Annotated in this window: 24 protein-coding genes; 8 read left to right on the plus strand and 16 right to left on the minus strand. The window is 71.7% G+C overall.

Annotation, left to right across the window (positions count from 1 at the left end; translation table 11 throughout):
- Nucleotides 1-452: 452 nt before the first annotated feature.
- On the minus strand, nucleotides 453-2,021 hold the full coding sequence (locus ACJX2R_RS32135) for an MFS transporter (RefSeq protein WP_413105992.1): 1,569 nt from the start codon (nucleotides 2,019-2,021) through the stop codon (nucleotides 453-455).
- 470 nt (nucleotides 2,022-2,491) lie between these two features.
- Between ACJX2R_RS32135 and ACJX2R_RS32140 the strand changes: the two genes are divergently transcribed.
- The 4 genes from ACJX2R_RS32140 to ACJX2R_RS32155 all read left to right on the plus strand — a co-directional run bounded on the left by ACJX2R_RS32140 (nucleotide 2,492) and on the right by ACJX2R_RS32155 (nucleotide 7,472).
- Nucleotides 2,492-3,280 carry an ABC transporter ATP-binding protein gene (locus ACJX2R_RS32140; RefSeq protein WP_044570893.1) on the plus strand — a complete coding sequence of 263 codons (789 nt, stop codon included), beginning with the start codon at nucleotides 2,492-2,494 and terminating at the stop codon, nucleotides 3,278-3,280.
- Nucleotides 3,277-5,847 carry an ABC transporter permease gene (locus ACJX2R_RS32145; RefSeq protein ID WP_413102981.1) on the plus strand — a complete coding sequence of 857 codons (2,571 nt, stop codon included), beginning with the start codon at nucleotides 3,277-3,279 and terminating at the stop codon, nucleotides 5,845-5,847. Before ACJX2R_RS32140 ends, ACJX2R_RS32145 begins: the two co-directional genes overlap by 4 nt.
- Nucleotides 5,848-6,014: 167 nt before the next feature.
- Nucleotides 6,015-7,001 (plus strand): aldo/keto reductase, encoded by a 987-nt coding sequence (locus ACJX2R_RS32150; RefSeq protein WP_413102982.1) that lies wholly within the window; start codon nucleotides 6,015-6,017, stop codon nucleotides 6,999-7,001.
- 72 nt (nucleotides 7,002-7,073) lie between these two features.
- Nucleotides 7,074-7,472 carry a VOC family protein gene (locus ACJX2R_RS32155; RefSeq protein ID WP_262702869.1) on the plus strand — a complete coding sequence of 133 codons (399 nt, stop codon included), beginning with the start codon at nucleotides 7,074-7,076 and terminating at the stop codon, nucleotides 7,470-7,472.
- 143 nt (nucleotides 7,473-7,615) lie between these two features.
- Here ACJX2R_RS32155 and ACJX2R_RS32160 read toward each other — a convergent pair whose 3' ends face one another.
- Entirely contained in the window at nucleotides 7,616-7,987 is a 372-nt protein-coding gene (locus ACJX2R_RS32160) for a VOC family protein (protein ID WP_413102983.1), read from the minus strand.
- A 125-nt stretch (nucleotides 7,988-8,112) separates the two neighbouring features.
- Here ACJX2R_RS32160 and ACJX2R_RS32165 point away from each other — a divergent pair, with 125 nt between their 5' ends.
- On the plus strand, nucleotides 8,113-8,574 hold the full coding sequence (locus ACJX2R_RS32165; protein WP_413102984.1) for a MarR family winged helix-turn-helix transcriptional regulator: 462 nt from the start codon (nucleotides 8,113-8,115) through the stop codon (nucleotides 8,572-8,574).
- 12 nt (nucleotides 8,575-8,586) lie between these two features.
- Here ACJX2R_RS32165 and ACJX2R_RS32170 read toward each other — a convergent pair whose 3' ends face one another.
- From ACJX2R_RS32170 to ACJX2R_RS32215, 10 genes are all read right to left on the minus strand, one after another.
- Nucleotides 8,587-8,883: a gas vesicle protein K gene (locus ACJX2R_RS32170; RefSeq protein WP_262702873.1), complete on the minus strand. Its 297-nt coding sequence runs from the start codon at nucleotides 8,881-8,883 to the stop codon at nucleotides 8,587-8,589.
- A complete protein-coding gene (locus tag ACJX2R_RS32175) occupies nucleotides 8,880-9,179 on the minus strand; it encodes a gas vesicle protein (protein ID WP_413102985.1) in 300 nt (99 codons plus the stop codon). The genes ACJX2R_RS32170 and ACJX2R_RS32175 overlap by 4 nt, the downstream gene beginning before the upstream one ends.
- Nucleotides 9,176-9,991, minus strand: a complete 816-nt coding sequence (locus tag ACJX2R_RS32180; RefSeq protein ID WP_413102986.1) for a GvpL/GvpF family gas vesicle protein — start codon at nucleotides 9,989-9,991, stop codon at nucleotides 9,176-9,178. The genes ACJX2R_RS32175 and ACJX2R_RS32180 overlap by 4 nt, the downstream gene beginning before the upstream one ends.
- Nucleotides 9,988-10,353 carry a gas vesicle protein gene (locus ACJX2R_RS32185; RefSeq protein WP_413102987.1) on the minus strand — a complete coding sequence of 122 codons (366 nt, stop codon included), beginning with the start codon at nucleotides 10,351-10,353 and terminating at the stop codon, nucleotides 9,988-9,990. Before ACJX2R_RS32185 ends, ACJX2R_RS32180 begins: the two co-directional genes overlap by 4 nt.
- Entirely contained in the window at nucleotides 10,350-10,610 is a 261-nt protein-coding gene (locus ACJX2R_RS32190) for a gas vesicle protein GvpG (protein ID WP_413102988.1), read from the minus strand. The genes ACJX2R_RS32185 and ACJX2R_RS32190 overlap by 4 nt, the downstream gene beginning before the upstream one ends.
- Before the next feature lies 1 nt (nucleotide 10,611).
- Entirely contained in the window at nucleotides 10,612-11,352 is a 741-nt protein-coding gene (locus tag ACJX2R_RS32195; RefSeq protein WP_413102989.1) for a GvpL/GvpF family gas vesicle protein, read from the minus strand.
- A gap of 3 nt (nucleotides 11,353-11,355) precedes the next feature.
- Nucleotides 11,356-11,865, minus strand: coding sequence for a gas vesicle protein GvpJ (gene gvpJ / locus ACJX2R_RS32200; protein WP_262702878.1), 510 nt, complete (start codon nucleotides 11,863-11,865; stop codon nucleotides 11,356-11,358).
- Nucleotides 11,866-11,891: 26 nt separating this feature from the next.
- Entirely contained in the window at nucleotides 11,892-12,203 is a 312-nt protein-coding gene (locus tag ACJX2R_RS32205) for a gas vesicle protein (protein WP_121825367.1), read from the minus strand.
- A gap of 117 nt (nucleotides 12,204-12,320) precedes the next feature.
- On the minus strand, nucleotides 12,321-12,521 hold the full coding sequence (locus ACJX2R_RS32210) for a DUF397 domain-containing protein (RefSeq protein WP_413102990.1): 201 nt from the start codon (nucleotides 12,519-12,521) through the stop codon (nucleotides 12,321-12,323).
- Nucleotides 12,522-12,538: 17 nt separating this feature from the next.
- Nucleotides 12,539-13,393 carry a helix-turn-helix domain-containing protein gene (locus tag ACJX2R_RS32215; protein WP_413102991.1) on the minus strand — a complete coding sequence of 285 codons (855 nt, stop codon included), beginning with the start codon at nucleotides 13,391-13,393 and terminating at the stop codon, nucleotides 12,539-12,541.
- 189 nt (nucleotides 13,394-13,582) lie between these two features.
- On the opposite strand from ACJX2R_RS32215, the gene ACJX2R_RS32220 reads away from it, so the two are divergent.
- The 3 genes from ACJX2R_RS32220 (at nucleotide 13,583) to mfd (ending at nucleotide 18,184) form a co-directional block, all read left to right on the plus strand.
- Entirely contained in the window at nucleotides 13,583-13,891 is a 309-nt protein-coding gene (locus ACJX2R_RS32220; protein WP_413102992.1) for a hypothetical protein, read from the plus strand.
- A 170-nt stretch (nucleotides 13,892-14,061) separates the two neighbouring features.
- Entirely contained in the window at nucleotides 14,062-14,463 is a 402-nt protein-coding gene (locus tag ACJX2R_RS32225) for a hypothetical protein (RefSeq protein WP_413102993.1), read from the plus strand.
- A 160-nt stretch (nucleotides 14,464-14,623) separates the two neighbouring features.
- Nucleotides 14,624-18,184, plus strand: a complete 3,561-nt coding sequence (gene mfd, locus ACJX2R_RS32230) for a transcription-repair coupling factor (protein ID WP_413102994.1) — start codon at nucleotides 14,624-14,626, stop codon at nucleotides 18,182-18,184.
- 12 nt (nucleotides 18,185-18,196) lie between these two features.
- On the opposite strand, the gene ACJX2R_RS32235 is transcribed toward mfd, so the two are convergent.
- The 4 genes from ACJX2R_RS32235 to ACJX2R_RS32250 all read right to left on the minus strand — a co-directional run bounded on the left by ACJX2R_RS32235 (nucleotide 18,197) and on the right by ACJX2R_RS32250 (nucleotide 22,951).
- Nucleotides 18,197-18,541 carry a helix-turn-helix domain-containing protein gene (locus tag ACJX2R_RS32235; protein ID WP_413102995.1) on the minus strand — a complete coding sequence of 115 codons (345 nt, stop codon included), beginning with the start codon at nucleotides 18,539-18,541 and terminating at the stop codon, nucleotides 18,197-18,199.
- A complete protein-coding gene (locus tag ACJX2R_RS32240; protein WP_413102996.1) occupies nucleotides 18,538-18,909 on the minus strand; it encodes a type II toxin-antitoxin system RelE/ParE family toxin in 372 nt (123 codons plus the stop codon). Before ACJX2R_RS32240 ends, ACJX2R_RS32235 begins: the two co-directional genes overlap by 4 nt.
- A 446-nt stretch (nucleotides 18,910-19,355) precedes the next feature.
- Entirely contained in the window at nucleotides 19,356-20,909 is a 1,554-nt protein-coding gene (locus ACJX2R_RS32245; protein WP_413102997.1) for a PucR family transcriptional regulator, read from the minus strand.
- Between the two features lie 176 nt (nucleotides 20,910-21,085).
- Complete coding sequence (locus ACJX2R_RS32250; protein ID WP_413102998.1) at nucleotides 21,086-22,951, minus strand: gamma-glutamyltransferase family protein; 1,866 nt, start codon at nucleotides 22,949-22,951, stop codon at nucleotides 21,086-21,088.
- Nucleotides 22,952-23,018: the final 67 nt, after the last annotated feature.

Consider the following 23,018-nt stretch of genomic DNA (forward strand, 5'->3'; position numbering starts at 1 on the left):
CCCAGGGCCTGCCCGGGGTTGTGCCCCAGGTCCCGCCCGGGGTTGTGCCTCAGGCCCTGCCCGGGGCTGTGCCTCAGGCCCTGCCCGGGGTTGTGCCCCAGGTCCCGCCCGGGGCTGTGCCTCAGGCCCCGCCCGGGGGTGCGTCTAAGGCGCTGCCCGGGGTTGCGCCCCAGGTCCCGTTCGGGGTTGCGCCCCAGATCCCGCCCGGGGTTGTGTCTCAGGCCCTGCCCGGGGTTGCGCCCCAGATCCCGCCCGGGGTTGTGCCTCAGGCCCTGCCCGGGGCTGTGCCCCAGATCCCGTTCGGGGCTGCGCCCCTTCCCGCAGCATCGGTATGCGGCTCCGTGGCGTGGCGGGGCTCTGGTCCCGGGTCCCGGGGTCCAGGGGCGGAGCCCCTGGTTACGGGAAGGGGCGGGTAGGGGAACAGCCCGCCGCAGGCGTACGCCGGTTGGCGTTCAGGCTTCCGCTTCCGCTTCCGCGTCCGCCTCCGTGCGGACCGGGAAGCGGCGCGGGGCAAGGAACACCAGGGCCAGTAGGGCCAGCAGCGCGGCCGTGGCCGAGCCCAGGTAGACGTGGTCGACGGCGGTGTCCACGGCCCGTCGCAGATAGTCGGCCGCCTGGCCGGTGAGGGTGCCGGGGTGTTCCAGGGCGCGCGAGACCGAGTCCAAGTCGTCGGGCAGCCCCGGCCGGATGGCGTCGGGGGCCTCGGCGAGCCGGGAGGCCAGCGTCGCGTTGGCCACGGCCCCGAAGAGCGCCGCCCCGACGCTCTGGCCGACCTGGCGGCAGAAGAGGATCGAGGCGGTGGCGGTGCCGCGCTCGGCCCATCCGACGGACGACTGCACCCCGATGATCAGCGGCAGCTGGAAGAGCCCGAGCGCGCCCCCGAGCAGCAGCATGATCAGCGCGGGCTGCCAGGCGGCGCCCGGGTAGGGGAGGAGCGGGAAGGCGGCCAGGATCAGCGTGGCGGCCGTCATTCCGGTGATGGCGCAGCGCCGGAAGCCGACGCGGTTGTAGACGCGGCTGCTGAGCGCGGCCGCGATCGGCCAGCTCAGCGTCATCGTGGACAGCACGAACCCGGCCGCTATCGGTCCGAGCCCCAGCACCGACTGGGCGTAGGTGGGCAGGAAGACGGTCGGGGCGATCATCAGCAGACCGAGCGCGGCGAAGGCGACGTTGACCGCGGAGATGGTGCGGCGGCGCCAGACCCATCCGGGGATGATCGGCTCGGCGGCACGCCGTTCGATCCATACGGTGGCCGCGGCGCACACCGCGGCCCCGCCGAGCATGGTGAGCGAGGGCGCGGACAGCCAGCCCCAGGCCACTCCGCCCTGGACGAGGGCGGTCAGCAGCAGCCCGCCGCTGAGGAACACCCCGAGCGCCCCGGCCCAGTCGACCCGGGGGCGGCTCTCCCGGTGCCGTCGCGGTTCGTGCAGATGCCGGGTGATCAGGGTGAACGCAAGGGCGCCGACCGGCAGATTGATGAGGAAGATCCACCGCCAGTCGGCGTATCCGGCGAGCACTCCGCCGATCGCGGGGCCCGCCACCGAGGAGAGCGCCCACACCGAGGAGAGCCTGGCCTGGATCTTCGGGCGCTCCTTGAGCGGATAGAGGTCGGCGGCGACGACCTGGATGGTGCCCTGGAGCGCCCCGCCGCCCAGCCCCTGGACGACCCGGAAGGCGATGAGGGAGGCCATGTTCCAGGCCCCGGCGCACAGCAGCGAGCCGATGACGAAGAACACGACGCCCGCGAGCAGGATGGGCTTGCGGCCGAAGGTGTCGGAGAGCTTTCCGTACAGCGGCAGGGAGACGGTGACGGCGAGCAGATAGCCGGAGAAGAGCCAGGAGAAGACGGAGAAGCCGCCGAGGTCGCCGACGATCTGCGGGACGGCGGTGGAGATGATGGTCGAGTCCAGCGCGGCCAGCGACATGCCGAGCATCAGGGCGGCGACGACGGGGCGGCGGTGGCTGGGGGTGGGGGTCTCGGAGTGGGGCTGGGGTGCGGGGGGCCTGGGGTCCGCGTCCATCGGCCGTCGTGCGGTGCCGCCCACGGTGGCGAGCTCCCTCCGCCGGTCCGCGCCGGCACGTGTTCCTGTTGTTCGTACGACGGACTCGCGTGCGCACGATTCTTGTACGACCCACGATTCCATGCCGGGGCAGGCTGGCGGAAGAACGCATCCGGGCTGCCCAGACGGCCCGGTTTGAGCCTGACGTGGCGGGAGGGTGCACCATCGACCCCGAGTCCGGGGTCAGACCCAGGACTCACTCCCCTAGGGGATGCCCACCCTGTACTCCTACTCCCGGTTCGTCCGGGCGGATGAGGAGCCCGTCGTCCCCACTTCATATGGTTGCTACGGGCTGCGCGACGTGAGGGGTGGGGCTAGCCCTACCGCTAAGAGGGAGTCATTCCCCATCGCGGAGGTTCCCGGATCGCGGCAGTCTTATTGCGGCGATCGGGGAACAGAGATCGCCGATCGGACACCGAAGGAGAAAGACCGTGACAACGGCTGTATCGATTCCCAGGACCGGGGGCAGCGGAGGACATACGGCCGTCGCCGCCCGCGCACGTCAGGTCACCAAGGCGTACGGCTCCGGGGAGACCCGGGTGGTCGCCCTGGACCAGGTGGACGTGGACATCGCGCGGGGGCAGTACACCGCGATCATGGGCCCGTCCGGCTCCGGCAAGTCGACCCTGATGCACTGCCTGGCCGGTCTGGACACCGTCAGCTCCGGGCAGATCTTCATCGACGAGACCGAGATCACCAAGCTGAAGGACAAGAAGCTCACCAAGCTGCGCCGGGACCGGATCGGCTTCATCTTCCAGGCGTTCAACCTGCTGCCCACGCTCAGCGCGATCGAGAACATCACGCTGCCGATGGACATCGCGGGCCGCAAGCCCGACCGGGCCTGGATGGACCGGGTGGTGGAGACCGTGGGCCTGGCCGGCCGGCTCAAGCACCGTCCGAACCAGCTCTCCGGCGGTCAGCAGCAGCGCGTCGCCGTGGCCCGCGCCCTCGCCGCCCGCCCCGAGATCATCTTCGGTGACGAGCCGACCGGAAACCTGGACTCGCGGGCCGGTGCCGAGGTGCTGGGCTTCCTCAAGCGGTCGGTGGACGAGCTGGGCCAGACCATCGTGATGGTCACCCATGACCCGGTCGCCGCCTCCTACGCCAACCGGGTGCTGTACCTGGCCGACGGCCGGATCGTCGACGAGATGTACAACCCGACGGCCGATCTGGTCCTGGAGCGCATGAAGCACTTCGACGCGCGAGGACGGGTGTCATGACCGTCCTCAAGACCTCACTGCGCAACTTCGTCGCCCACAAGGGGCGGATGGCGCTGTCGGCGATCGCCGTGCTGCTGTCGGTGGCCTTCGTCTGCGGCACGCTCGTCTTCACCGACACCACCAACGCCACGTTCGACAAGCTCTTCGCGAGCACGGCCTCCGATGTCACGGTCAGCCCCGAGGGCGTCAGCGACAAGGACACCCGGCAGGGCCGGATCCGTACCCTGCCCGGTTCGGAGCTGGCGCGGCTGAAGCAGGTGGACGGCGTCAAGTCGGTGCTCGGCGACGCCACCAGCCAGTCGGTCACCGCCGCCGACCGCAACGACAACAGCATCGGCTCGGACACCGGCGCCCCGACCATCGGCACCAACTGGGACCCGACCGAGAAGCGCTCGGTCAAGATCACCTCCGGCCACGCCCCGCGCGGCCCGACCCAGGTGATGGTCGACTCCGACACCGCCAAGAACAAGAAGCTGAAGCTGGGCGACGAGGTGCGGATCATCGCCATCCCGGGCGAGTTCCGCGCGAAGATCGTCGGCATTGCCACGTTCCAGGTGACCAACCCCGGCGCCACGCTGATCTACATGGACACCGACACCGCGCAGCGCAAGCTGCTCGGCGCCCCCGGGGTCTACTCCAGCTACTCGCTCACCGCCCAGGCGGGCGTCAGCCACGACCAGCTGAAGAAGAACGTCGTCGCGGACCTCGGCACCGGGGTCAAGGTGCAGACGAAGGCCGAGTCCAGCAAGGAGGCCGAGGACGACATCGGCTCGTTCCTGGACGTGATGAAGTACGCGATGCTCGGCTTCGCCGGGATCGCCGTCCTGGTCGGCATCTTCCTGATCGTCAACACCTTCTCGATGCTGGTCGCCCAGCGCACCCGTGAGATCGGCCTGATGCGGGCCATCGGCTCCAGCCGGAAGCAGATCAACCGGTCGGTGCTGATCGAGGCGCTGCTGCTCGGCATCATCGGCTCGATCCTCGGCGTCCTCGGCGGCGTCGGCCTCGCGGTCGGCCTGATGAAGATCATGGGCAGCGCGGGGCTCCACCTGAGCACCGACCAGCTGACCGTGAAGGCCACCACGCCCATCGTCGGCATCGGCATCGGCGTCGTCGTCACCGTCATCGCGGCGTACATCCCCGCCCGCCGGGCCGGGAAGATCTCCCCGATGGCGGCCCTGCGCGACGCGGGCACCCCGGCGGACAGCAAGGCCGGATGGATCCGCGGCGCGATCGGCACCCTGCTCACCGCGGGCGGCGCGGCCTCCCTGGTGGTCGCGGGGAACGCGGACAAGGCGGTCGACGGCTCGATGTTCCTGGGCCTCGGCGTGGTGCTGACGCTCATCGGCTTCATCGTCATCGGCCCGCTGCTGGCCGGTCTGGTGGTCCGGGTGCTGGCCACCGTCGTGCTGCGGATCTTCGGCCCGGTCGGCCGGCTGGCCGAGCGCAACGCGCTGCGCAACCCGCGGCGCACCGGCGCCACCGGCGCGGCCCTGATGATCGGCCTGGCGCTGGTCGCCTGTCTGTCGGTGGTGGGCTCCTCGATGGTCGCCTCGGCCACCGATGAGCTGGACAAGTCGGTGGGCGCCGACTTCATCGTCCAGTCCGACACCGGCCAGCCGATCACCAAGGGGATCGCCGACGCGGTACGCCAGGCCAAGGGCCTGAAGCACATCAGCGAGGCCAAGGACATCGAGGGCACCAAGCTCACCCTGCCCGACGGCAAGACGGTCACCAAGGACCTCTCGGCCGCCAGCCCGACGTACGCCGAGGATCTGCGCACCCCGGTGGTCGAGGGCGACCTGTCCGCCGCGTACGGCAAGGACGCCATGTCGGTGCCGGAGGGCTTCGCCAAGGACCACAAGGTGAAGCGGGGCGACACCCTCACCGTCGCCTTCAAGGAGGGCCGCACCGCCAAGCTGACCGTCGCCGCGATCACCTCGGACGACGTCAGCCTCGACAAGGGCGCGCTGTACCTCAACATCGCCACCGTCGAGCGTTACGTCCCCGCCAAGCTGATCCCGGCGGACGTCATGATGCTGGCGCAGGCCAAGGACGGCCAGGAGAAGCAGGCGTACGCCTCCCTCAAGTCCCAGCTGCACCACTACCCGTCGGTTAAGGTGCGCGACCAGACCGACTACAAGAAGGAGGTCAAGGACCAGGTCGGTCAGCTGCTCAACCTGGTCTACGGCCTGCTGGCGCTCGCGATCATCGTCGCCGTCCTCGGCGTGGTGAACACCCTGGCCCTCTCGGTCGTCGAGCGGACCCGCGAGATCGGCCTGATGCGCGCCATCGGCGTCTCCCGCCGCCAGATGCGCCGCATGATCCGCCTGGAGTCCGTGGTCATCGCACTCTTCGGCGCCCTGCTCGGCCTCGGGCTCGGCATGGGCTGGGGCACCACGGCCCAGAAGCTGCTGGCACTCGAGGGTCTGAAGACCCTGGAGATCCCGTGGCCGACGATCATCACGGTCTTCATCGGCTCCGCCGTCGTGGGCCTGATCGCGGCCCTGATCCCGGCCTTCCGGGCGGCGCGGATGAACGTCCTGAACGCGATCGCCACGGAATAGCCAAGGCCAACGGGGGAAACGAGGCAGGCTGCCCTCGATGGGGGCCAGGGCAGCCGGCCCACCGACCGGCCCGGTGCGCGACGGGGGAGCGCACCGGGCCGGTTTTGTTTGACTTCGAGTGCGCTCCAACTCCTAGCGTGATCGTCACGACCACGAGGAGGTACCCGATGTCCGAACTGCCCGTCCGCCGCCTGGGGGCACTGACCGTCGCGGCCCAGGGCCTGGGCTGCATGGGGATGAGCCACGGCTACGGCGACTCCGACGACACCCAGTCCATCGCCACCCTCCACCGCGCCCTCGACCTCGGCGTCACGCTGCTGGACACCTCCGACTTCTACGGTGCCGGGCACAACGAGGAGCTGCTCGGCCGGGCCCTGGCCGGGCGGCGGGATCAGGCGGTGCTGGCCACCAAGTTCGGGTTCGCCAACCGGCTGGGGGAGCCGACCGCGATCCGGGGGGACGCCGCGTATGTCCGCCAGGCGTGCGACGCCTCGCTGCGGCGGCTCGGCGTCGACCACATCGACCTCTACTACCAGCACCGCGTCGACCCCGACGTCCCCATCGAGGAGACCGTCGGCGCGATGGCCGAGCTGGTGCGGGCGGGCAAGGTGCGCCATCTCGGGCTGTCCGAGGCGGGTGCGGAGACCATCCGGCGCGCCCATGCGGTGCACCCCATCGCGGCCTTGCAGAGCGAATGGTCGCTGTGGACACGGGACCTGGAGCACGAGATCGTCCCGGTCTGCCGTGAGCTCGGCATCGGCCTCGTGCCCTTCTCCCCGCTCGGCCGCGGCTTCCTCACCGGCCGCTACACCTCGACCGAGGGCCTGCCGGAGGGCGACGTACGCCGCACCCAGCCCCGGTTCGCCGACGGCAACCTCGAGCGGAACCTGGCCATCGTGGAGAAGCTGAACGAACTGGCCGCCGCGAAGGGTGTCACCGCGGGCCAGCTCGCCCTCGCCTGGGTGCAGCACCGCGGCGACGACGTGGTCCCCATCCCGGGCACCCGGCGCCAGAAGTACCTGGAGGAGAACCTGGCCGCCGCCACCCTCGAGCTGACCTCCGAGGAACTGTCCGCGATCGACGCCGCCGCCCCGGCCGACCAGGTCGCCGGCACCCGCTACGACGAGAAGAGCCTCACCTTCGTCAACCGCTGACCGGGGGACCGATGAGTTTCGGGGCGGCCCGGGGTCTTTGGAGGTGAACGCAACACCCCAAGGGAGATCATCATGACCGAGACCGCCAAAGGAGCCCGTTTCACCGAGGTGGGCCGCGTTGCCGTCACCGTCGCCGACCAGGACCGGGCGCTGGAGTTCTACGTGGGCACGCTCGGTTTCGAGAAGCGTGCCGACATCCCCTTCGGCGACGGCCACCGCTGGATCGAGGTGGCCCCGGCGGGCGCCCCGACCGGGATCGCGCTGGTCCTGCCGCGCGAGGGCGGGCAGGGGCCGGGCTACGACACCGGCATCATCCTCACCTCCGAGGACATCGACGCCGACCACGCGGCGCTGCGCGGGCGCGGCGTCGACACCGACCCGGAGGTCCAGCGCTGGGGCGCCCCGGTGCCGCCGATGTTCAGCTTCCGGGACGCGGACGGCAACGCGGTGATGGTCGTCGAGAACGGCTGACCCCGTCGGCCACCGGTGAGGAGCCGGTCCGCGGACGGGGGGCGGACCGGCTCTTCGGTGTGGTCACGACCCGGCTCTTCGGTGGGGTTACGAGCGGGGCCGCCGATGTGCGCGGCGCGGACGCGGGACGACGGCGGTCCCGGTCAGCCGCCGTGCGCCGTGAGGGCGTAGCCCTCCGGGCCGATGAAGGTGAACGTGCGGCCGAAGGGGCTGTCCTGGGGCGGGCTGAGGATGGGCACCCCGGCGGCGGCGAGCTGGTCGTGGAGGGCCTGCGCGTCCGTGGTGCGGAACCACAGGGCCACTCCGAGCCCGGGTCGTGCGGCGTCGTCGAGGTTCACGCCCGGCAGCGGCTCGCGGACGGCGAACGGGATCGGCTCGGTGGTGAACACCACCGCGCCGGGCGGCGAGGCCGGTGCCCGCCGCAGGCCGAGATGGGTTTCGCAGAACGCGGCCGCCGCCTCGACATCGCGTACCTGGAGGGCGATGAAGTCGGGGCCGTCGATGGTGGTGGGCATGGGTCCTCCCCGGTTGAAGCCACTTGTCGGTCGAGCCAGTTGTTGGTCGAGCCAGTGATGTCGATGTCAGGACTTTGACATTGCTGGACTGTACGCACGGCCGCTCCCTATGTCAAAATCCTGACATGGAAGACCGGACGCCCGTGCCCCCGCCGCACCCCGCCGAAGACGTCACCGAGCATGTGGGCTACCGCCTCAAACGCGCCGCCGCGGCGCTGCGCGGCGCCATGGACAAGGCGCTGCGCGAGCACGGGCTGACGGTGCCGCAGTACGCCTGCCTCGAACTCCTCGACCAGCGGCCCGGCCTGTCCAACGCCGAGCTCGCCCGCTCCACGTTCGTCACCCGGCAGTCCATGAACGTCGTCCTCCGCGGCCTCCAGGACGCGGACCTGATCTCCCGGCCCGCCACCACCGACCACGGCCGTGCGCTCCCCGCCCACCTCACCGAGCACGGCCGCGAACGGCTCCATGCGGCCCGGTCCGCCGTCTACGCCATCGAACGGACCATGGTCGACACCTTCCCGCAGCGGCGTCTGGCCGCCCTCCTCGCCGACCTCGACCGCATGGCGGAAGCCCTCGGCGGCTGATCTGCCCCCGCCTCAGTCGCGGGGGAGCAGGGTGCCCAGGGGGCCGAGGTCCAGGTTGAGGTCTTCCGGGGTCAGACCGTGCTGGTCGCACAGTTCCGTCATGCGCTGGTCGAGCAGCATCAGCGTGGTGCCGATGCGCTCGATCTGGTCCTCGGTGAGGCCGCCCGCGTCGATACGGCGGATGGCCTGGCGCTCCATCAGCTGGCGGAGGAGTTCGACGACCGTCAGCACCAGGGCCACCAGGTCGCGGCCGACCGAGTCGCGGTCGATGTCCACGCGGGAGGGGGTGGCGGGGACCGGCGTGCTCATAGCGGTCCGCTGTCGGTCCATGGGGCCCGGACCCGTTCGTTGACCGAGGAGAGGAGGGCGTGCAGGGAGAGGCGGACGAGGGGGACCTCGGCGATCGCGATGACCAGGTCGCCGCTGATGACGACGCCGGTGGCGAGCACCCGGTCCAGGAGGTCCACGAGGGGGACGCCGAGCGGGCCCAGCGCCTCGGCGGGGGTGGTTCCCCACTCGGGGGCCTCTTCGCGGGCGGTCGCGGCGGGGGTCGCTTCCCACAGCGCTTTCGCCGGGGTGGCGTCCCCGGTGGGCGGCCTGGTCATGGGGCCGCCCCCGGGTCCGTGATGCCTCCGTCGGCGAAGGAGTAGGGCGCCCACGGCCCGGAGAGTTCGATCTGGACGTCCGTCTCGTCGCGGCGCAACGAGGCGAGCGCGGCGCGCAGTTCGCGCTCCCGGCCCAGGTCGAGGAGGTAGGCCGCGTTCAGCACATGGGTACGGTGCTTGCCGGTCACCTCGACGCCGTGCGGGCGCAGTCGGCGCGCGGCCACGGCGAGGCCACGGACGACGGCGTCCACCCGCTCGGCGGCCCGCAGCGCCAGGGTGTGGCGCTGTTCGCGGCCGCGCTGCCGGGTGCGGACGCGGTCCAGATAGGCGCGGCCGCTCCTGTCCGGGCCGGGGTCCTCCGCCGGGGCCGGGTCCGGGGCGGGCAGGTGTCCGGTGGGGGCGTAGACCTTGACGCCCCATTCGACCCGGCCCGCGATCCGGTCCAGGGCGGTCAGGAAGGACGTCTCCCGTTCGCCCAGGGCCTCGCGGACCCGGCCGTCGTCGAGATAGACCGTGGCCAGGGGCAGCGGAACGGCCGGGGCCAGCGCCGACGCCGCCGTGATCACCGCGTGGTGGGCGCGGGCGCAGCGCTCCAGCTCGGCGCCGTCGGACAGCCGCCGCCGCAGCGCCTCCTCGTCGTACCCGGCCGCGGGCACGTCCTGGACCACGGCGGTGAGCGGGCCCGCCGCGATCGTACGGACGGGGGCGCCGGTGCCGAGCCCGGGGAGTTCCGCCAACGGTTCCGCCGACGCGGTGAGGCCGCCGTCCCGGCAGACCGCGAAGGCGTAGACGAGGGTGGGGGCCTCGGTCATGGGCGGCTCTCTTCCTCCGTCGCGCCGACCGTGCTCAGCTCCTCCGCGCCGATCCGTGACTCCAGGGCGTGAAGCCGCTCCCGCAGTTCCGCGTTCTCCTGCGCGAGGGTGTCCCGCGCGGCGCGCGACGAGAGCGCGGGATCGGTTTCCCACCAGTCGATTCCGGCCTTGCGGGCGGTGTCCACGGAGGAGATGAACAACCGCAGCCGGATGGTGAGCAGTTCGATGTCCAGCAGGTCGATCTTGATGTCCCCGGCGATCACGATGCCCTTGTCCAGGACGCGTTCCAGGATCTCGGCGAGGTCGGAGGGGTGCCGCTCGGTGGTCACGGACGGCGGGTAGGCCAGGTCGCGTTCGGTCATGGCGTCCGCACCCCCGCTCGTGCTCCCCGGCCGCCCGAGCGCTCCAGCAGATCCAGCAGCCGGTCCTCCTCCCGGTCGAACTCCTCCGGGCCGATCGCCCCCGACTCCAGGGCCTCGTTCAGCGCGGCGAGCCGGGCGCGCAGCACCGACGGATGGCACATCTCCTCCTCCGCCATGTCCCGTACGCGCTCCGCGATCCACACCACCCCGCGCACCGGCGCCAGCGGGAAGAGGACGACCTGGCTCAGCACGCCCATCTCAGGCCCGGCCTTCCGTGAAGCTGTAGCAGGGCAGCGGGCCGGTGAGGCGCAGTTCGACCCGGTCGCGGTGGGCGGTCGCGAGGCGTTCCACGGCGCCCTCGAACCGCCGCCGCTCGCGCAGGTCCAGCAGGAACGAGGCGTTGAGTACGCATCCCTCGACCTCCGGGCCGTGCACCGTGGCGTCCGCCACGGCCGAGAGCTCCGCGAGCACCGTGGCGGCGGCCGTCGCCGCCCGGCGCTTCAGCCCTCGTGCCACGGCCTCGCCGAGCCGCACGCCGGCCTCGTACCCCGGGGCCCGGCGCGCGGCCGTGCGCAACCGGCTCACCTCGGGGTCCTCCCGTACCAGCGCACCCAGGTCGGCCTCGGTGGGCAGCGCCTTGAGGTTCATCTCGATCCGCCCGTCGACGCGTTCGAGCGCGGCCAGGCAGTCCTTCTGTGTGCACAGCAACTGCCGCCGCACCGACTCCTCGTCGGGGGCGACCATGCCGAAGCGCATCGGCAGCACCGGCCCGTCCCGCCCCAGCGTCAGGGCGAGTTCCTGGTGGGCGAGGAGGTCGCGGCGCTTGGCGCGCAGCCGGGCGGGAGCGTCGCTGATCACCGCGGCCAGCGCTCCGGCCCGGACGGTACGGACCGGGGCGGGCCGCTCGCCCACTCCGGTGCGGCCGGGCGGCACCGTATGGGAGGCGCGGACGACGCCGTAGACGTACACGCTCTGCGGTGCGGGCGCGGGCGCGGTCATGGATCAGTCCTCCTCGGAGGGCTCGGAGGGCTCGGAAGGCTCGGAGGCAGAAGCGGAACGGCGGCGGGTGGGGGCGGTGCGCCGCCGGGGGCGGCTCTCCCGCTCCTCCCGCTCCCCTTCTTCGCCCTCCTCGTCATCGGCCCCGACGGCCCGCTTGACCTTCTCGCCCACGCCCGCCACCGCCTTCTTGGCCTTCTTCTTGGCGAGGCCGGTGGCCATGCCCCCGGCCGGACTTCCGCCGCCGCCCGCCATCCCGCCCAGCAGTTCCGGAACGGTCTTGCTGCGGTCGAATTCGAGGTCCAGACGGTTGCAGGCCTCGGCGAAGCGGAGGTACGTGTCCACGCTGGCGACCACGATCCGGGCGTCGATCTTCAGGATCTCGATGCCGACGAGGGAGACCCGGATGAAGACGTCGATCACCATGCCCCGGTCGAGGATGAGTTCCAGGCAGTCGTAGAGGGTGCCGGTCCGCTGGACGCAGACGACTTCTTCCGTATAAGTGCCAGTGGGCATTTCGGAGCGTCCTTTCGGCTGTCGTCTCAGCAGTCGTCGGCCGCACCGCGCCGGTAGCGGCGGACCCTCCGGTACTCCTGGAGCTCGCCCCGCTCGTCGATGCGCACCTCGTACGTGGCCAGCAGGCTGGTGGTGTCGGGGATCCGGGCGACCTCGAGGACGTCCACGCTGACGAGCCAGCCGTCCTCGTGGCGGGCCACGCCGCTGACGCCCTCGGGTTCATGGACGATCAGCGAGGCGAGCTGTTCGCACGCGTGCCGCGCGGCCTCGGCCGGCTTGGGGGCCCGGGGCCGGGTACTCGTCTTTGTGGGCGACGGGCGCGGGTCTCGCTCTGCCATGTGCATCAGTGTGATCACAGGGCGTGTCCGGCCGCCCGTCGTGATGGGCCGGACGGGCTGTGCGGTACGCCCCCGGCCCCGGTGCGCTCACGAGGGAGTGCACCGGGACCAGGGGCGTCAACCGGTGGTGAGGCGATCGAACGCGCCCGCCTTGACGGCGCGTATGAAGACCCCGAACGTGGCGGGGGTGGTGGCGAGGATGAGCTCCGGCTCGTCGCTCTCGCGTAGCCGTACGGTGTGGTTGTCCCCGGTGGCGACGTAGACGCAGTTCCCCGCGTTTGGGCTGTACGACGACTTTCGCCAGTTGTCAGTGGTCACGCGCGTTCCTTCCTTGGTCAGATGTCCTGCGCGATGCGGCGAATCCTGTCGCGTGACTCGGCGGGGTTGAGGGCGCAGGCTTCCATCCGGTCCAGTACGTTGCGATACCGGGCCAGTTGCGGCTGGGCGTCCAGGAACTCGGAGCCGTGGTCCGAGTCGAGCTGGACGGTGTCGAGTCGCGGGACTTCTCCGCCGAGGTAAATGATGCCCTGCCCGGACATGGGGAAAATCCCCGCGCCGAACGGGACCACCTTTACGGTGATGTTCTCCCGCTCGCTCATCTTGATCAGGTATTCGAGCTGGGCGCGGGCCACCGCCGACCCGCCGAAGCCCATGCGCAGAGCGGCCTCATGGACGATCGCCGTCAGCGGGGTGGGCCGCTCCCCGAAGAGCACCGCCTGCCGTTTGACGCGGAATGAAACGTGGTGCTCCACCTCGTACAAGGCCAGCGCGGGCAGCGCGTCACTGATAAGCGCCCGAGCGTGTTCCGTGGTCTGTAGCACCCCGGGCATGTGGAACACGGACACGATCCGCATGTACGCGGCGTGGTGCTCGAGTTCGGCCAGGTCGAGCATGCTCGCAGGAAGGATCTCGCGGTACTCCTCCCACCACCCTCGGGTCCGCCCACCGGTCATGCCCGTAAGCGCCTCGATCAGCTCCTCGTCGGCGCACTCGTAAAGCCGGGCCAAAGCGCGCACCCGATCGGCGCTTACCGCGTAGCCGCCTGCCTCGATGTTGCTGATGCGCGACTGGGTGGCACCGAACAGCTCACCGGCCTGGGTCGCGGACAGTTCCACGCCCTCACGGAGGCGGCGCAATTCGGTGCCAAGGCGTCGCTGCCGCACGGTGGGCGGGAGTTTGAGCCGGGCCATTGTTCGTCTCTCCTTGCTTGGGCATGCCCCGGTTATCACCCGATCGAGGGGTGTTGGGCTGGGAAGAACCCAGATGTTGGACTGTAGTCCAACGCGGGCCGTACGGTGTAACTCGCCTGCTCGGTTGGGGCATTGCGTCGCAGACTCCGCGCCGACCTGCTCAACTCCTCCTCCTGATGGGAGACTTCCATGGCCACCGTAGCCCCCCAAGACCCCAGCTCAGCGCCGTTCGATTTCGACAAGGAGGTGTGCGCACTCGTACGCGACACCGCGCCGCGCCTGTTCGCCGTGGTGCAGGAATGCGACCTGGAAACGGAGTACGCGGACGCGTGCGTCGCCGCATGGGGCATGGCGTACGACGACGGCAGCGCACACGTGATCGGCGTGGGCGGGATGGTGGCGATGTCCCTCGGGTCGCCGGAGCGGGCGGTGCGGCATTATTACGGTCGCCGCGAGGGGATCTCCGCGCGGCTGGTGTGGCTCCCCCCGGCGGGGTAACCGCCTCACCCCACTTATCTCCGGTGCAGTCGAACTGATCCGGAAAGGGGCAGGAATCGCTGGTTCCGCAGCGGAACGCATGTGAAGATGGCTCGCGGCCGGTTGCCCATGATGGATAACCGGCCATGGGTGGAAAATACCGTTGGGGAATAATGCGTACACATAAGGCCGTGGCCGGCCTGGCCATCATGGTAGCCCTGCTGGCGGGCTGCTCCGACGATGGCGACAAGGGCAAAGCCGAGGACGGCGACATGGTGACTGTCGAATTCAAGGTGACGGGGGATTCGCCCGCGAGCGTATATATCCCCGGCATCAATTCGAGTCTGTATACCGATGCCAAGAAGAGCAGCGGGGACGCCGACCTGGATCTCGAAAACGTCAAGACGCCGTGGTCGAAGAAGTTCAAGGTGAAGCCCGGACGGTCGCTGTCGTTGCAGGCGGGTTCCGCGGAGCCGAAGAAGGAAATCGGCTGCCAGATATTCGTCGACGGGAAGCTCAAGGACGAGGAGACGCGGAAGAACAAGCCCGGCAGCACCCTCACGGCCGGGTGCTCGAGCGCGACCCCGGGCTGATCGGGGGCGCGATCCACAATCGGGGCGCGATCCGCGGGGGCTCGGGCGGGCGACGGACCGGCGGAGATTGTCGGCGGGTGGCCGTACTCTGGAAGACCCCCGGCCCGTGACACGTGTCGGGTCATTCGCGTTGTCCGCCTCCGGGATGGAATAGCCCTTTATGAGCCTCACCGGTCTGCTCGACGCCGTCGTAAGGGACCCCGCGCTCGCCGAGGCGGTGCGCGGGGCCGCCGACGGCCATCGCCCGCACGTCGATCTGGTCGGCCCGCCCGCCGCCCGTCCGTTCGCCATCGCCGCGCTGGCGCGCTCCGCGGGCCGTCCCGTGCTCGCGGTGACGGCCACCGGCCGGGAGGCGGAGGACCTGGCGGCGGCGCTGCGCTCGCTGCTGCCGCCGGACGGGGTGGTGGAGTACCCGTCCTGGGAGACGCTGCCGCACGAGCGGCTCTCCCCGCGTTCGGACACGGTCGGACGGCGGCTGGCGGTGCTGCGCAGGCTCGCCCATCCGAGCCCGGACGACCCGGCGGCCGGTCCGGTCTCGGTCGTGGTCGCGCCCGTACGGTCCGTGCTCCAGCCGCAGGTCAAGGGGCTCGGGCACCTGGAGCCGGTGAGCCTGCGGGCCGGGCAGACCGCCGATCTGGAGGAGATCGTGGACGGGCTGGTGGCCGCCGCGTACTCCCGGGTCGAGCTGGTCGAGAAGCGCGGTGAGTTCGCCGTGCGCGGCGGCATCCTGGACGTCTTCCCGCCGACCGAGGAGCATCCGCTCCGGATCGAGTTCTGGGGCGACGACATCGAGGAGATCCGCTACTTCAAGGTGGCCGATCAGCGGTCCCTGGAGGTCGCCGAGCACGGGCTGTGGGCCCCGCCCTGCCGTGAGCTGCTGCTGACCGACGACGTGAGGGAGCGGGCCGCGGCCCTCGCCGAGGCCCATCCCGAGCTGGGCGAACTGCTCGGCAAGATCGCCGAGGGGATCGCGGTCGAGGGCATGGAGTCCCTGGCCCCGGTCCTGGTGGACGACATGGAACTGCTGCTGGACGTCCTCCCGGCGGGCGGCATGACCGTCGTCTGCGAGCCGGAGCGGGTGCGCACCCGGGCGGCGGATCTGGTGGCCACCAGCCAGGAGTTCCTCCAGGCCTCCTGGGCGGCCACCGCCGGGGGAGGGGAGGCCCCGATCGACGTCGGCGCGGCCTCCCTGTGGAGCATCGCGGACGTCCGCGACCGCGCGCGTGAGCTGGGCATGATGTGGTGGTCGGTGAGCCCCTTCGCGGCCGATGAAGAGCTGACGCAGACACTTGCCGCTGACGCGGCGGGCGACACCATCAAGCTCGGCATGCACGCCACCGAGAGCTACCGCGGCGACACCGCACGGGCGCTGGCCGACACCAAGGGCTGGCTGGCCGACGGCTGGCGCACGGTCTATGTGACCGAGGGCCACGGCCCCGCCTCCCGCACCGTCGAGGTGCTGGGCGGCGAGGGGATCGCGGCCCGGCTGGACGGCGACCTCACCGAGATCAAGCCGTCCGTGGTGCATGTCGCCTGCGGCTCGATCGACTACGGCTTCATCGACCCGGCCCTGAAGCTGGCCGTGCTGACCGAGACGGATCTGTCCGGGCAGAAGGCCGCGGGCAAGGACGGGGCGCGGATGCCCGCGCGCCGCCGCAAGACGATCGATCCGCTCACCCTCGAGGCGGGCGACTTCATCGTCCACGAGCAGCACGGCGTGGGCCGCTACATCGAGATGGTGCAGCGCACCGTCCAGGGCGCCACCCGCGAGTATCTGGTGGTGGAGTACGCCCCGGCCAAGCGCGGCCAGCCCGGCGACCGGCTCTTCGTCCCCACCGACCAGCTGGAGCAGGTCACCAAGTACGTGGGCGGCGAGGCGCCGACCCTGCACCGGCTCGGCGGTGCCGACTGGACCAAGACCAAGGCGCGCGCCAAGAAGGCCGTCAAGGAGATCGCCGCCGACCTGATCAAGCTCTACTCGGCCCGGATGGCGGCGCCCGGCCATGCCTTCGGCGTGGACACCCCCTGGCAGCGCGAGCTGGAGGACGCGTTCCCGTACGCGGAGACCCCCGACCAGCTCACCACCATCGCCGAGGTCAAGGAGGACATGGAGAAGTCGGTTCCGATGGACCGGCTGATCTGCGGCGACGTCGGCTACGGCAAGACCGAGATCGCCGTCCGTGCCGCCTTCAAGGCGGTCCAGGACGGCAAGCAGGTGGCGGTGCTCGTGCCCACGACCCTGCTGGTGCAGCAGCACTTCGGCACCTTCGGCGAGCGGTACGGCCAGTTCCCCGTCAACGTCAGGGCGCTCTCCCGCTTCCAGACCGACACCGAGGCCAAGGCGGTGCTGGAGGGTCTGCGGGACGGCTCGGTCGACATCGTCATCGGCACCCACCGGCTCTTCTCCTCCGAAACCAAGTTCAAGGACCTGGGCCTGGTCATCGTGGACGAGGAGCAGCGCTTCGGCGTCGAGCACAAGGAGCAGCTGAAGAAGCTCCGCGCCAATGTGGACGTGCTGACCATGTCCGCCACGCCCATCCCGCGCACCCTGGAGATGGCGGTCACCGGCATCCGCGAGATGTCCACGATCACCACCCCGCCGGAGGAGCGCCATCCGGTGCTGACCTTCGTCGGTCCGTACGAGCAGAAGCAGATCGGCGCCGCGATCCGGCGCGAGCTGCTGCGCGAGGGCCAGGTCTTCTACATCCACAACCGGGTGGAGTCCATCGACCGGGCCGCCGCCCGGCTGCGCGAGATCGTCCCCGAGGCGCGGATCGCCACCGCCCACGGACAGATGTCGGAGGGCGCGCTGGAGCAGGTCGTGGTCGACTTCTGGGAGAAGAAGTTCGACGTCCTGGTCTCCACCACCATCGTCGAGTCCGGGATCGACATCTCCAACGCCAACACCCTGATCGTCGAGCGCGGCGACAACTTCGGCCTCTCCCAGCTGCACCAGCTGCGCGGCCGGGTCGGCCGAGGGCGCGAGCGCGGTTACGCGTACTTCCTCTACCCGCCCGAGAAGCCGCTCACGGAGACCGCCCATGAGCGGCTGGCCACCATCGCCCAGCACACCGAGATGGGCGCGGGCATGTACGTGGCGATGAAGGACCTGGAGATCCGCGGGGCGGGCAATCTGCTCGGCGGCGAGCAGTCCGGCCATATCGCGGGCGTCGGCTTCGACCTCTACGTCCGGATGGTCGGCGAGGCGGTCGCCGACTACCGCGCCTCGATCGAGGCGGGCGAGGGCGAGCCCGCGGAGGCGCCGCTGGAGGTCAAGATCGAGCTTCCGGTCGACGCGCACGTCCCGCACGACTACGCCCCCGGTGAGCGGCTGCGCCTCCAGGCGTACCGGGCGATCGCCTCCGCCGGCAGCGAGGACGACATCCGCGCCGTCCGCGAGGAGCTGACCGACCGCTACGGCAAGCTCCCCGAGCCGGTGGAGAACCTCCTCCTGGTCGCCGGTCTGCGCCTGCTGGCCCGCGCCTGCGGCGTCACCGACATCACCCTCCAGGGCTCCAACATCCGCTTCTCCCCGGTGGAGCTCCGCGAATCCCAGGAGCTGCGCCTCAAGCGCCTCTACCAGCGCTCGATCATCAAGCCCGCCACCAAGCAGGTCCTGGTGCCCCGCCCCGCCACCGCCCGGATCGGCGGAAAGCCGCTGGTGGGACGGGAGCTGCTGGCGTGGACCGGGGAGTTCCTGACGACGATCCTGGGGTCGTGAGGGCGATCGGGCTCAGGCGATGCGGATCTGTTGATCGTCGATTTCGAGCACCAGGGTCAGCCGCGCCCCCAGCGCCTGCGCATAGGCGCGCATCGCCGTGAGGTCCACTGACTTGCCCTGCTCCAGCTGGGAGACGCGGGCTTGGGTGATACCGAGCTGGGCGGCGGCCTGCTGCTGGGTGAGACCCCGCTCCCTCCGCAGCCGCTGTAGGTGATGGCCCAGGAGGTGGGCCTCCTGCGCCAGACGCGCCGCATCCTTCCGCGCCGCCCACTCCGCGTCGCCCACCTCGGGGTGGGCCTCGCGGCGGACCCGCTCGCCGCTCCTCTTGACCTCGTCCCACGAGATGAAACCGTTCATTCCGCCGCCTTCTCCTTGTGGTCGAGGTACTTCTGGTAGCGCTCCTCGGCGAGTGGGACGGCGGTGTCGTACCAGCGCCGCCAGTTGCCCGCCTTGTCGCCCGCCACGAGGAGGATGCACTCCCGGTCGGGGTCGAAGACGAAGAGGATGCGGATTTCGGTCCGGCCCGCCGAGCCCGGGCGTAACTCCTTGAGGTTCTTCATCGAGCTGCCGTGGATCACATCGGCCATGGGACGACCGAGGCTCGGTCCTATGTCCGCCAGCAGCTCGATGGCCTGCTCCACCGAGTCGGCCGAATGCGGATCGTGAGCACATAGGGCGAGGAACCAGGCGGCCACCTCGTCATGGATGTTGATCGACCACGTCACGTGTGAGTATAAGCAGTCGCTTGTAGAAGCGCACCCTTGTAAAGCCAGCTCATTCGCTCGAATGGGTGCGTGCCTGCGCCGGTTTTCACGGGGACAGGAGCGGGCCGCGCGCGACACCCCCGTCGTCGCGCGGCGGCCGGCCCCGGCTCATGAGCCCGGCGGGGTGACCGGGTGCGGTGCCGTACGGGTGGGGGAGCGCGCCCTCAGTCCTCAGCCCTCGGCCCTCAGTCCTCAGCCCCCAGGCCTCGGCGAGAGGCGGGGCTCGGCGCGGCCCGTCGTGGCTCGTCCAGGACGATATGCGCCCGCTCCACCCGCGGCGAGGAACGATGTGCACAGTGAGCCCGGCGGGCGGTTCCCGTTCGAACGGTCAGTGCTCTGGTGAACGGTGAGTACGGCGGCGAACGGTGAGCGCGCCGAGGGCGGCCCCGGTGTGCGGTCGCACCGCCTCAGAGCGAGCCCAGGGCCCGCATCGCGAGCCATAGTTCGTACTTCGCGCTCGGCGCGGTCAGCAGGGAGCGGCCCAGAACGTCCTCCGCCCTGGTCAGGCGCTTGCGGGCGCCCGGGAGGGAGATGCCGAGGGCGGTGGCAGCGGCGGGGAGGCGGGCGTCGGCGCGCAGCCAGGTGCGGATGGTCTCCAGCCCGGCCGTCGGACCGGCCTGCTCCAGGGGACGCAGCTGGGCCCGGGCCCAGGTCCCGGCGGCGGGGGTGCCCAGCACCGCGTCCAGCGTGGCGGTGTGCCCCGGCGGGGCCTGGGTGCGGACCGCCGCGGCCTGGGGCGCGGTGTGCAGCCGCAGCGCCAGCCAGGCGGCCGACTGCGCGGCCAGGCTGCGGCTGACCTCCACGCCCAGCAGCTCGTCCAGATGGCGCATCCGCGCCGCGAGCGTATTGCGGTGGATCTTCAGATGGCGGCTGGCCGCCCCGCCGAAGCTGAGCCACGACCCGAGCGTGCCCAGCAGCTCCTGCGGGCCCGGGTCGGCGCGGCGGGCCGGTGCGTACCGCAGACAGGGCGCCAGGAGCTCGCTCGCCCACACATAGCCCTCCGGGCCCGCCAGGACGGTCACATCCACGTCGCCGCCGAAGCGCGCGCGGCGCTCGGGCGCGTTACGGGCCACCGCAAGCGCGTGGATGGCCTGCTCGTACGCGGTCGGCGTGTCCCGCAGGGCGACCGCCGCGCTCACCCCGACCCGGCACTCGGGCACCAGCCGGACGATCAGCAGGTCCAGTGGTGCCGGGCCCGAGTGCGGGTCACCGCTCACCGCCACCGCGCCCTGGCCCGGCTCGGGCGGTACGAGCGCGAGCACGTGGTTCGGGCGCACCGGGCACGGCACGATCCACGCCGCGCCCTCCGCCTCGCGGTCGATCCGCCGGACGATCTCGCGCCGCCGGGCGTGCGGGCACTCGATCACATACATCTGGACCACCGTGGGCAGCGCGGGCCGCAGCGCCCCGGCGATCCGCTGCGCGGCGGGCACGCTGCCCACCATCAGCAGATGCAGCACCGCCTCCCGGCTGTGCTCCTCGGCCGACTCGATCCGCCGCCGCGCCCGCTCGGACTGCTCCAGCCGCCAGCACAGGGCGAGGGTGCGGGCGGCGTCGGCGAGCAGCGTTCCGCAGTGCGGATCGTCCGGCCCGACGACGGCGAGATACGTCCTGGGGCCGGTGTCGAGCGCGATCAGATGCACCGGGGGCCCCTCGCCCCCGCCCAGCACGGCGGACACCGCCCCGCGCCGGTGCAGCTCGACGGCGGCCTCGGCGGCGACGCCGACGGCGAGCCGCGCCACCGCCGGGTCGTGCTCGCCGCCCGGCCCGGCCAGCACCCGCCCCGTGTCCCCGACCAGCACGGCCGGACCCCCGGTCCGCCGGGCCAGCCAGCCGAGCATCTCCCGTACCGCCCCGCGCCGGGTGGCCAGCCGGGCGAGGGCGAGAACGTCATCGGCGCGGTCGGCGCGGTCGGCGTGGTCGGCATGGTCGGTGGGCACGCCGGAGGGCGGGGTGTGCATGAAACAGCACATTAGTTCTGATCGCCTGGGTTTCGGAAAGGGCCCGATGGCGTCGAGATGCGGCTCCGCCCCAGCCCCTGCACCTGTACCGGGGGCTGATGGCGTTGCCGGGGGCTGGGGCGGAGCCCCACCACGCGGCGGAGCCGCATATCGGCGCGCCCGCCGACCCACAGCCGTCACCGCCCCACCGCGTACCCCTGCGCCCCGCGCGGATTGGCGGCGGCGAGCAGGACGCCCGTCTCCGGGTCGCGGGCGACCGCGCACAGGCGCCCCTCCGACCAGGGGCCGCCGACCACCACATCGTGGCCGCGGCGGCGGAGTTCCGCGACGGCGGGCTCGCCGACGCGGGACTCGACGACCACCCGGCCCGCCGTCATCGCCCGGGGGTGGAAGGAGCCGGGGAAGGACTCCTGGTGCCAGTTGGGGGCGTCGATGGCGCCCTGTAGATCCAGTCCGGAGCGTACCGGCGCCCGTAGCGCGACGCCGAGGAAGAAGTGGGTGCTCCACTGGTCCTGCTGGTCGCCGCCGGGAGTGCCGAAGGCCATGACGGGGGTGTCGTCGCGCAGCGCGAGCGACGGGGTGAGCGTGGTGCGGGGGCGGCGGCCGGGGGTGAGGGAGTTGGGCAGGCCGCGGTCCAGCCAGGTCATCTGGAGCCGGGTGCCGAGCGGGAAACCCAGCGCTGGGATCACGGGGTTGGACTGGAGCCAGCCGCCGCTGGGCGTGGCCGCGACCATGTTGCCCCAGCGGTCCACCACGTCGAGGTGGCAGGTGTCGCCCCGGGTCACCCCGTCCCGGTCGACGGCGGGTTCGCCGGTGGCCGGGACGCCCAGCCCCAGGCCCAGGTCCCCTCCGCCGACCGTCGGCTCGCCGCCGCCCGGCCCGGCGGCCGGTCCGTCCGCCCCGGACGCGGCGCGGGCCACGGCGGCCAGCGCCTGCTTGCTCAGCCGTGGCGTACGGCCCCCGGGGTGCCCGGGGCGCAGCTCGTACGAGGCCCGTTCGCCGATCAGCGCCCGCCGGTCGTCGTTGTACGGACGGGAGAGCAGCTCCGGCAGCGGTACGTCGGCGGCGTCCCCGTACCACGCCTCGCGGTCGGCCATGGCCAGCTTGCCGCCCTCGATCAGCAGGTGCAGGAAGTCGGGCGTGCCCAGGTCGGCCTCGCTCAGCCCGTACGGCAGCAGGGCGAGTTGCTGGAGCAGCACCGGCCCCTGGCTCCAAGGCCCGGCCTTGCACACGGTCCAGCCGTTCCAGAAGTGGCGGACCGGCGGCTCGTACGTGGCCTCGAAGGCGACCAGGTCGTCCCCGGTCATGGTCCCGGCGTTGCGGTGTCCTGACGAGTCCATCGCGGGGCGGGCCGCCGCGTCCGCCAGTTCCTCCGCGATGAAGCCCTCGCGCCAGACCCGGCGGGCGGCCTCGATCTGGGTCTCGCGCCCCGGCCCCGCCCCCTCCGCCTCGGCGATCAGCCGCCGCCAGGTGGCGGCCAGCGCGGGGTTGGTGAGCAGCCGCCCGGCGGCGGGGGACTTCCCGTCCGGCAGATACAGCTCGGCCGAGGTCGTCCACTCGGTCTCGAACAGCTCCCGCACCGTCTCGACGGTCTCCCCGATCCGCTCGACCGCCGGATGGCCGTGCTCGGCGTAGCCGATCGCGTACCGCAGCACCTCGGCGAGCCGCTTCGTGCCGTGGTCGCGCAGCAGCACCATCCAGGCGTCGAACGCACCGGGCACCGCCGCCGCGAGCGGGCCGGTGCCGGGGACGAGGTCGAGGCCGAGCGCGGTGTAGTGGTCGATGGTGGCTCCGGCGGGGGCCGGGCCCTGGCCGCACAGCACGGTGGGTTCGCCGCCCGCCGGGGCGAGGATGATCGGCACCTCACCGGCGGGCCCGTTCAGATGCGGCTCGACCACATGCAGGACGAACCCGGCGGCCACGGCCGCGTCGAAGGCGTTGCCGCCGTCCTCCAGGACGGCCATGGCGGACTGCGAGGCCAGCCAGTGGGTGGAGGACACCATGCCATGGGTGCCCTGAAGGGTGGGCCGGGTGGTGAACATGTCGGCAGGCTCCTGGTCTCGTACGGGTGCGGGTGCGGGTGCGGGTGCGAGTGCGGGTGTGCGGGCA

It is taken from the genome of Streptomyces sp. Inha503, assembly GCF_047215865.1.
In the GTDB taxonomy this organism is placed as follows: Bacteria; Actinomycetota; Actinomycetes; order Streptomycetales; family Streptomycetaceae; genus Streptomyces; species Streptomyces lycopersici.

Coding starts and splice junctions, on each gene's coding strand:
- ACJX2R_RS32135 (WP_413105992.1), bottom strand. CDS start 2,021: ATGGACGCGGACCCCAGGCCCCCCGCACCCCAGCCCCACTCCGAGACC.
- ACJX2R_RS32175 (WP_413102985.1), bottom strand. CDS start 9,179: ATGACCAGGCCGCCCACCGGGGACGCCACCCCGGCGAAAGCGCTGTGG.
- ACJX2R_RS32245 (WP_413102997.1), bottom strand. CDS start 20,909: ATGCACACCCCGCCCTCCGGCGTGCCCACCGACCATGCCGACCACGCC.
- ACJX2R_RS32170 (WP_262702873.1), bottom strand. CDS start 8,883: ATGAGCACGCCGGTCCCCGCCACCCCCTCCCGCGTGGACATCGACCGC.
- ACJX2R_RS32195 (WP_413102989.1), bottom strand. CDS start 11,352: ATGACCGCGCCCGCGCCCGCACCGCAGAGCGTGTACGTCTACGGCGTC.
- ACJX2R_RS32205 (WP_121825367.1), bottom strand. CDS start 12,203: ATGGCAGAGCGAGACCCGCGCCCGTCGCCCACAAAGACGAGTACCCGG.
- ACJX2R_RS32215 (WP_413102991.1), bottom strand. CDS start 13,393: ATGGCCCGGCTCAAACTCCCGCCCACCGTGCGGCAGCGACGCCTTGGC.
- ACJX2R_RS32185 (WP_413102987.1), bottom strand. CDS start 10,353: ATGACCGAACGCGACCTGGCCTACCCGCCGTCCGTGACCACCGAGCGG.
- gvpJ (WP_262702878.1), bottom strand. CDS start 11,865: ATGCCCACTGGCACTTATACGGAAGAAGTCGTCTGCGTCCAGCGGACC.
- mfd (WP_413102994.1), top strand. CDS start 14,624: ATGAGCCTCACCGGTCTGCTCGACGCCGTCGTAAGGGACCCCGCGCTC.
- ACJX2R_RS32150 (WP_413102982.1), top strand. CDS start 6,015: ATGTCCGAACTGCCCGTCCGCCGCCTGGGGGCACTGACCGTCGCGGCC.
- ACJX2R_RS32235 (WP_413102995.1), bottom strand. CDS start 18,541: ATGAACGGTTTCATCTCGTGGGACGAGGTCAAGAGGAGCGGCGAGCGG.
- ACJX2R_RS32220 (WP_413102992.1), top strand. CDS start 13,583: ATGGCCACCGTAGCCCCCCAAGACCCCAGCTCAGCGCCGTTCGATTTC.
- ACJX2R_RS32155 (WP_262702869.1), top strand. CDS start 7,074: ATGACCGAGACCGCCAAAGGAGCCCGTTTCACCGAGGTGGGCCGCGTT.
- ACJX2R_RS32180 (WP_413102986.1), bottom strand. CDS start 9,991: ATGACCGAGGCCCCCACCCTCGTCTACGCCTTCGCGGTCTGCCGGGAC.
- ACJX2R_RS32165 (WP_413102984.1), top strand. CDS start 8,113: ATGGAAGACCGGACGCCCGTGCCCCCGCCGCACCCCGCCGAAGACGTC.
- ACJX2R_RS32190 (WP_413102988.1), bottom strand. CDS start 10,610: ATGGGCGTGCTGAGCCAGGTCGTCCTCTTCCCGCTGGCGCCGGTGCGC.
- ACJX2R_RS32145 (WP_413102981.1), top strand. CDS start 3,277: ATGACCGTCCTCAAGACCTCACTGCGCAACTTCGTCGCCCACAAGGGG.
- ACJX2R_RS32160 (WP_413102983.1), bottom strand. CDS start 7,987: ATGCCCACCACCATCGACGGCCCCGACTTCATCGCCCTCCAGGTACGC.
- ACJX2R_RS32250 (WP_413102998.1), bottom strand. CDS start 22,951: ATGTTCACCACCCGGCCCACCCTTCAGGGCACCCATGGCATGGTGTCC.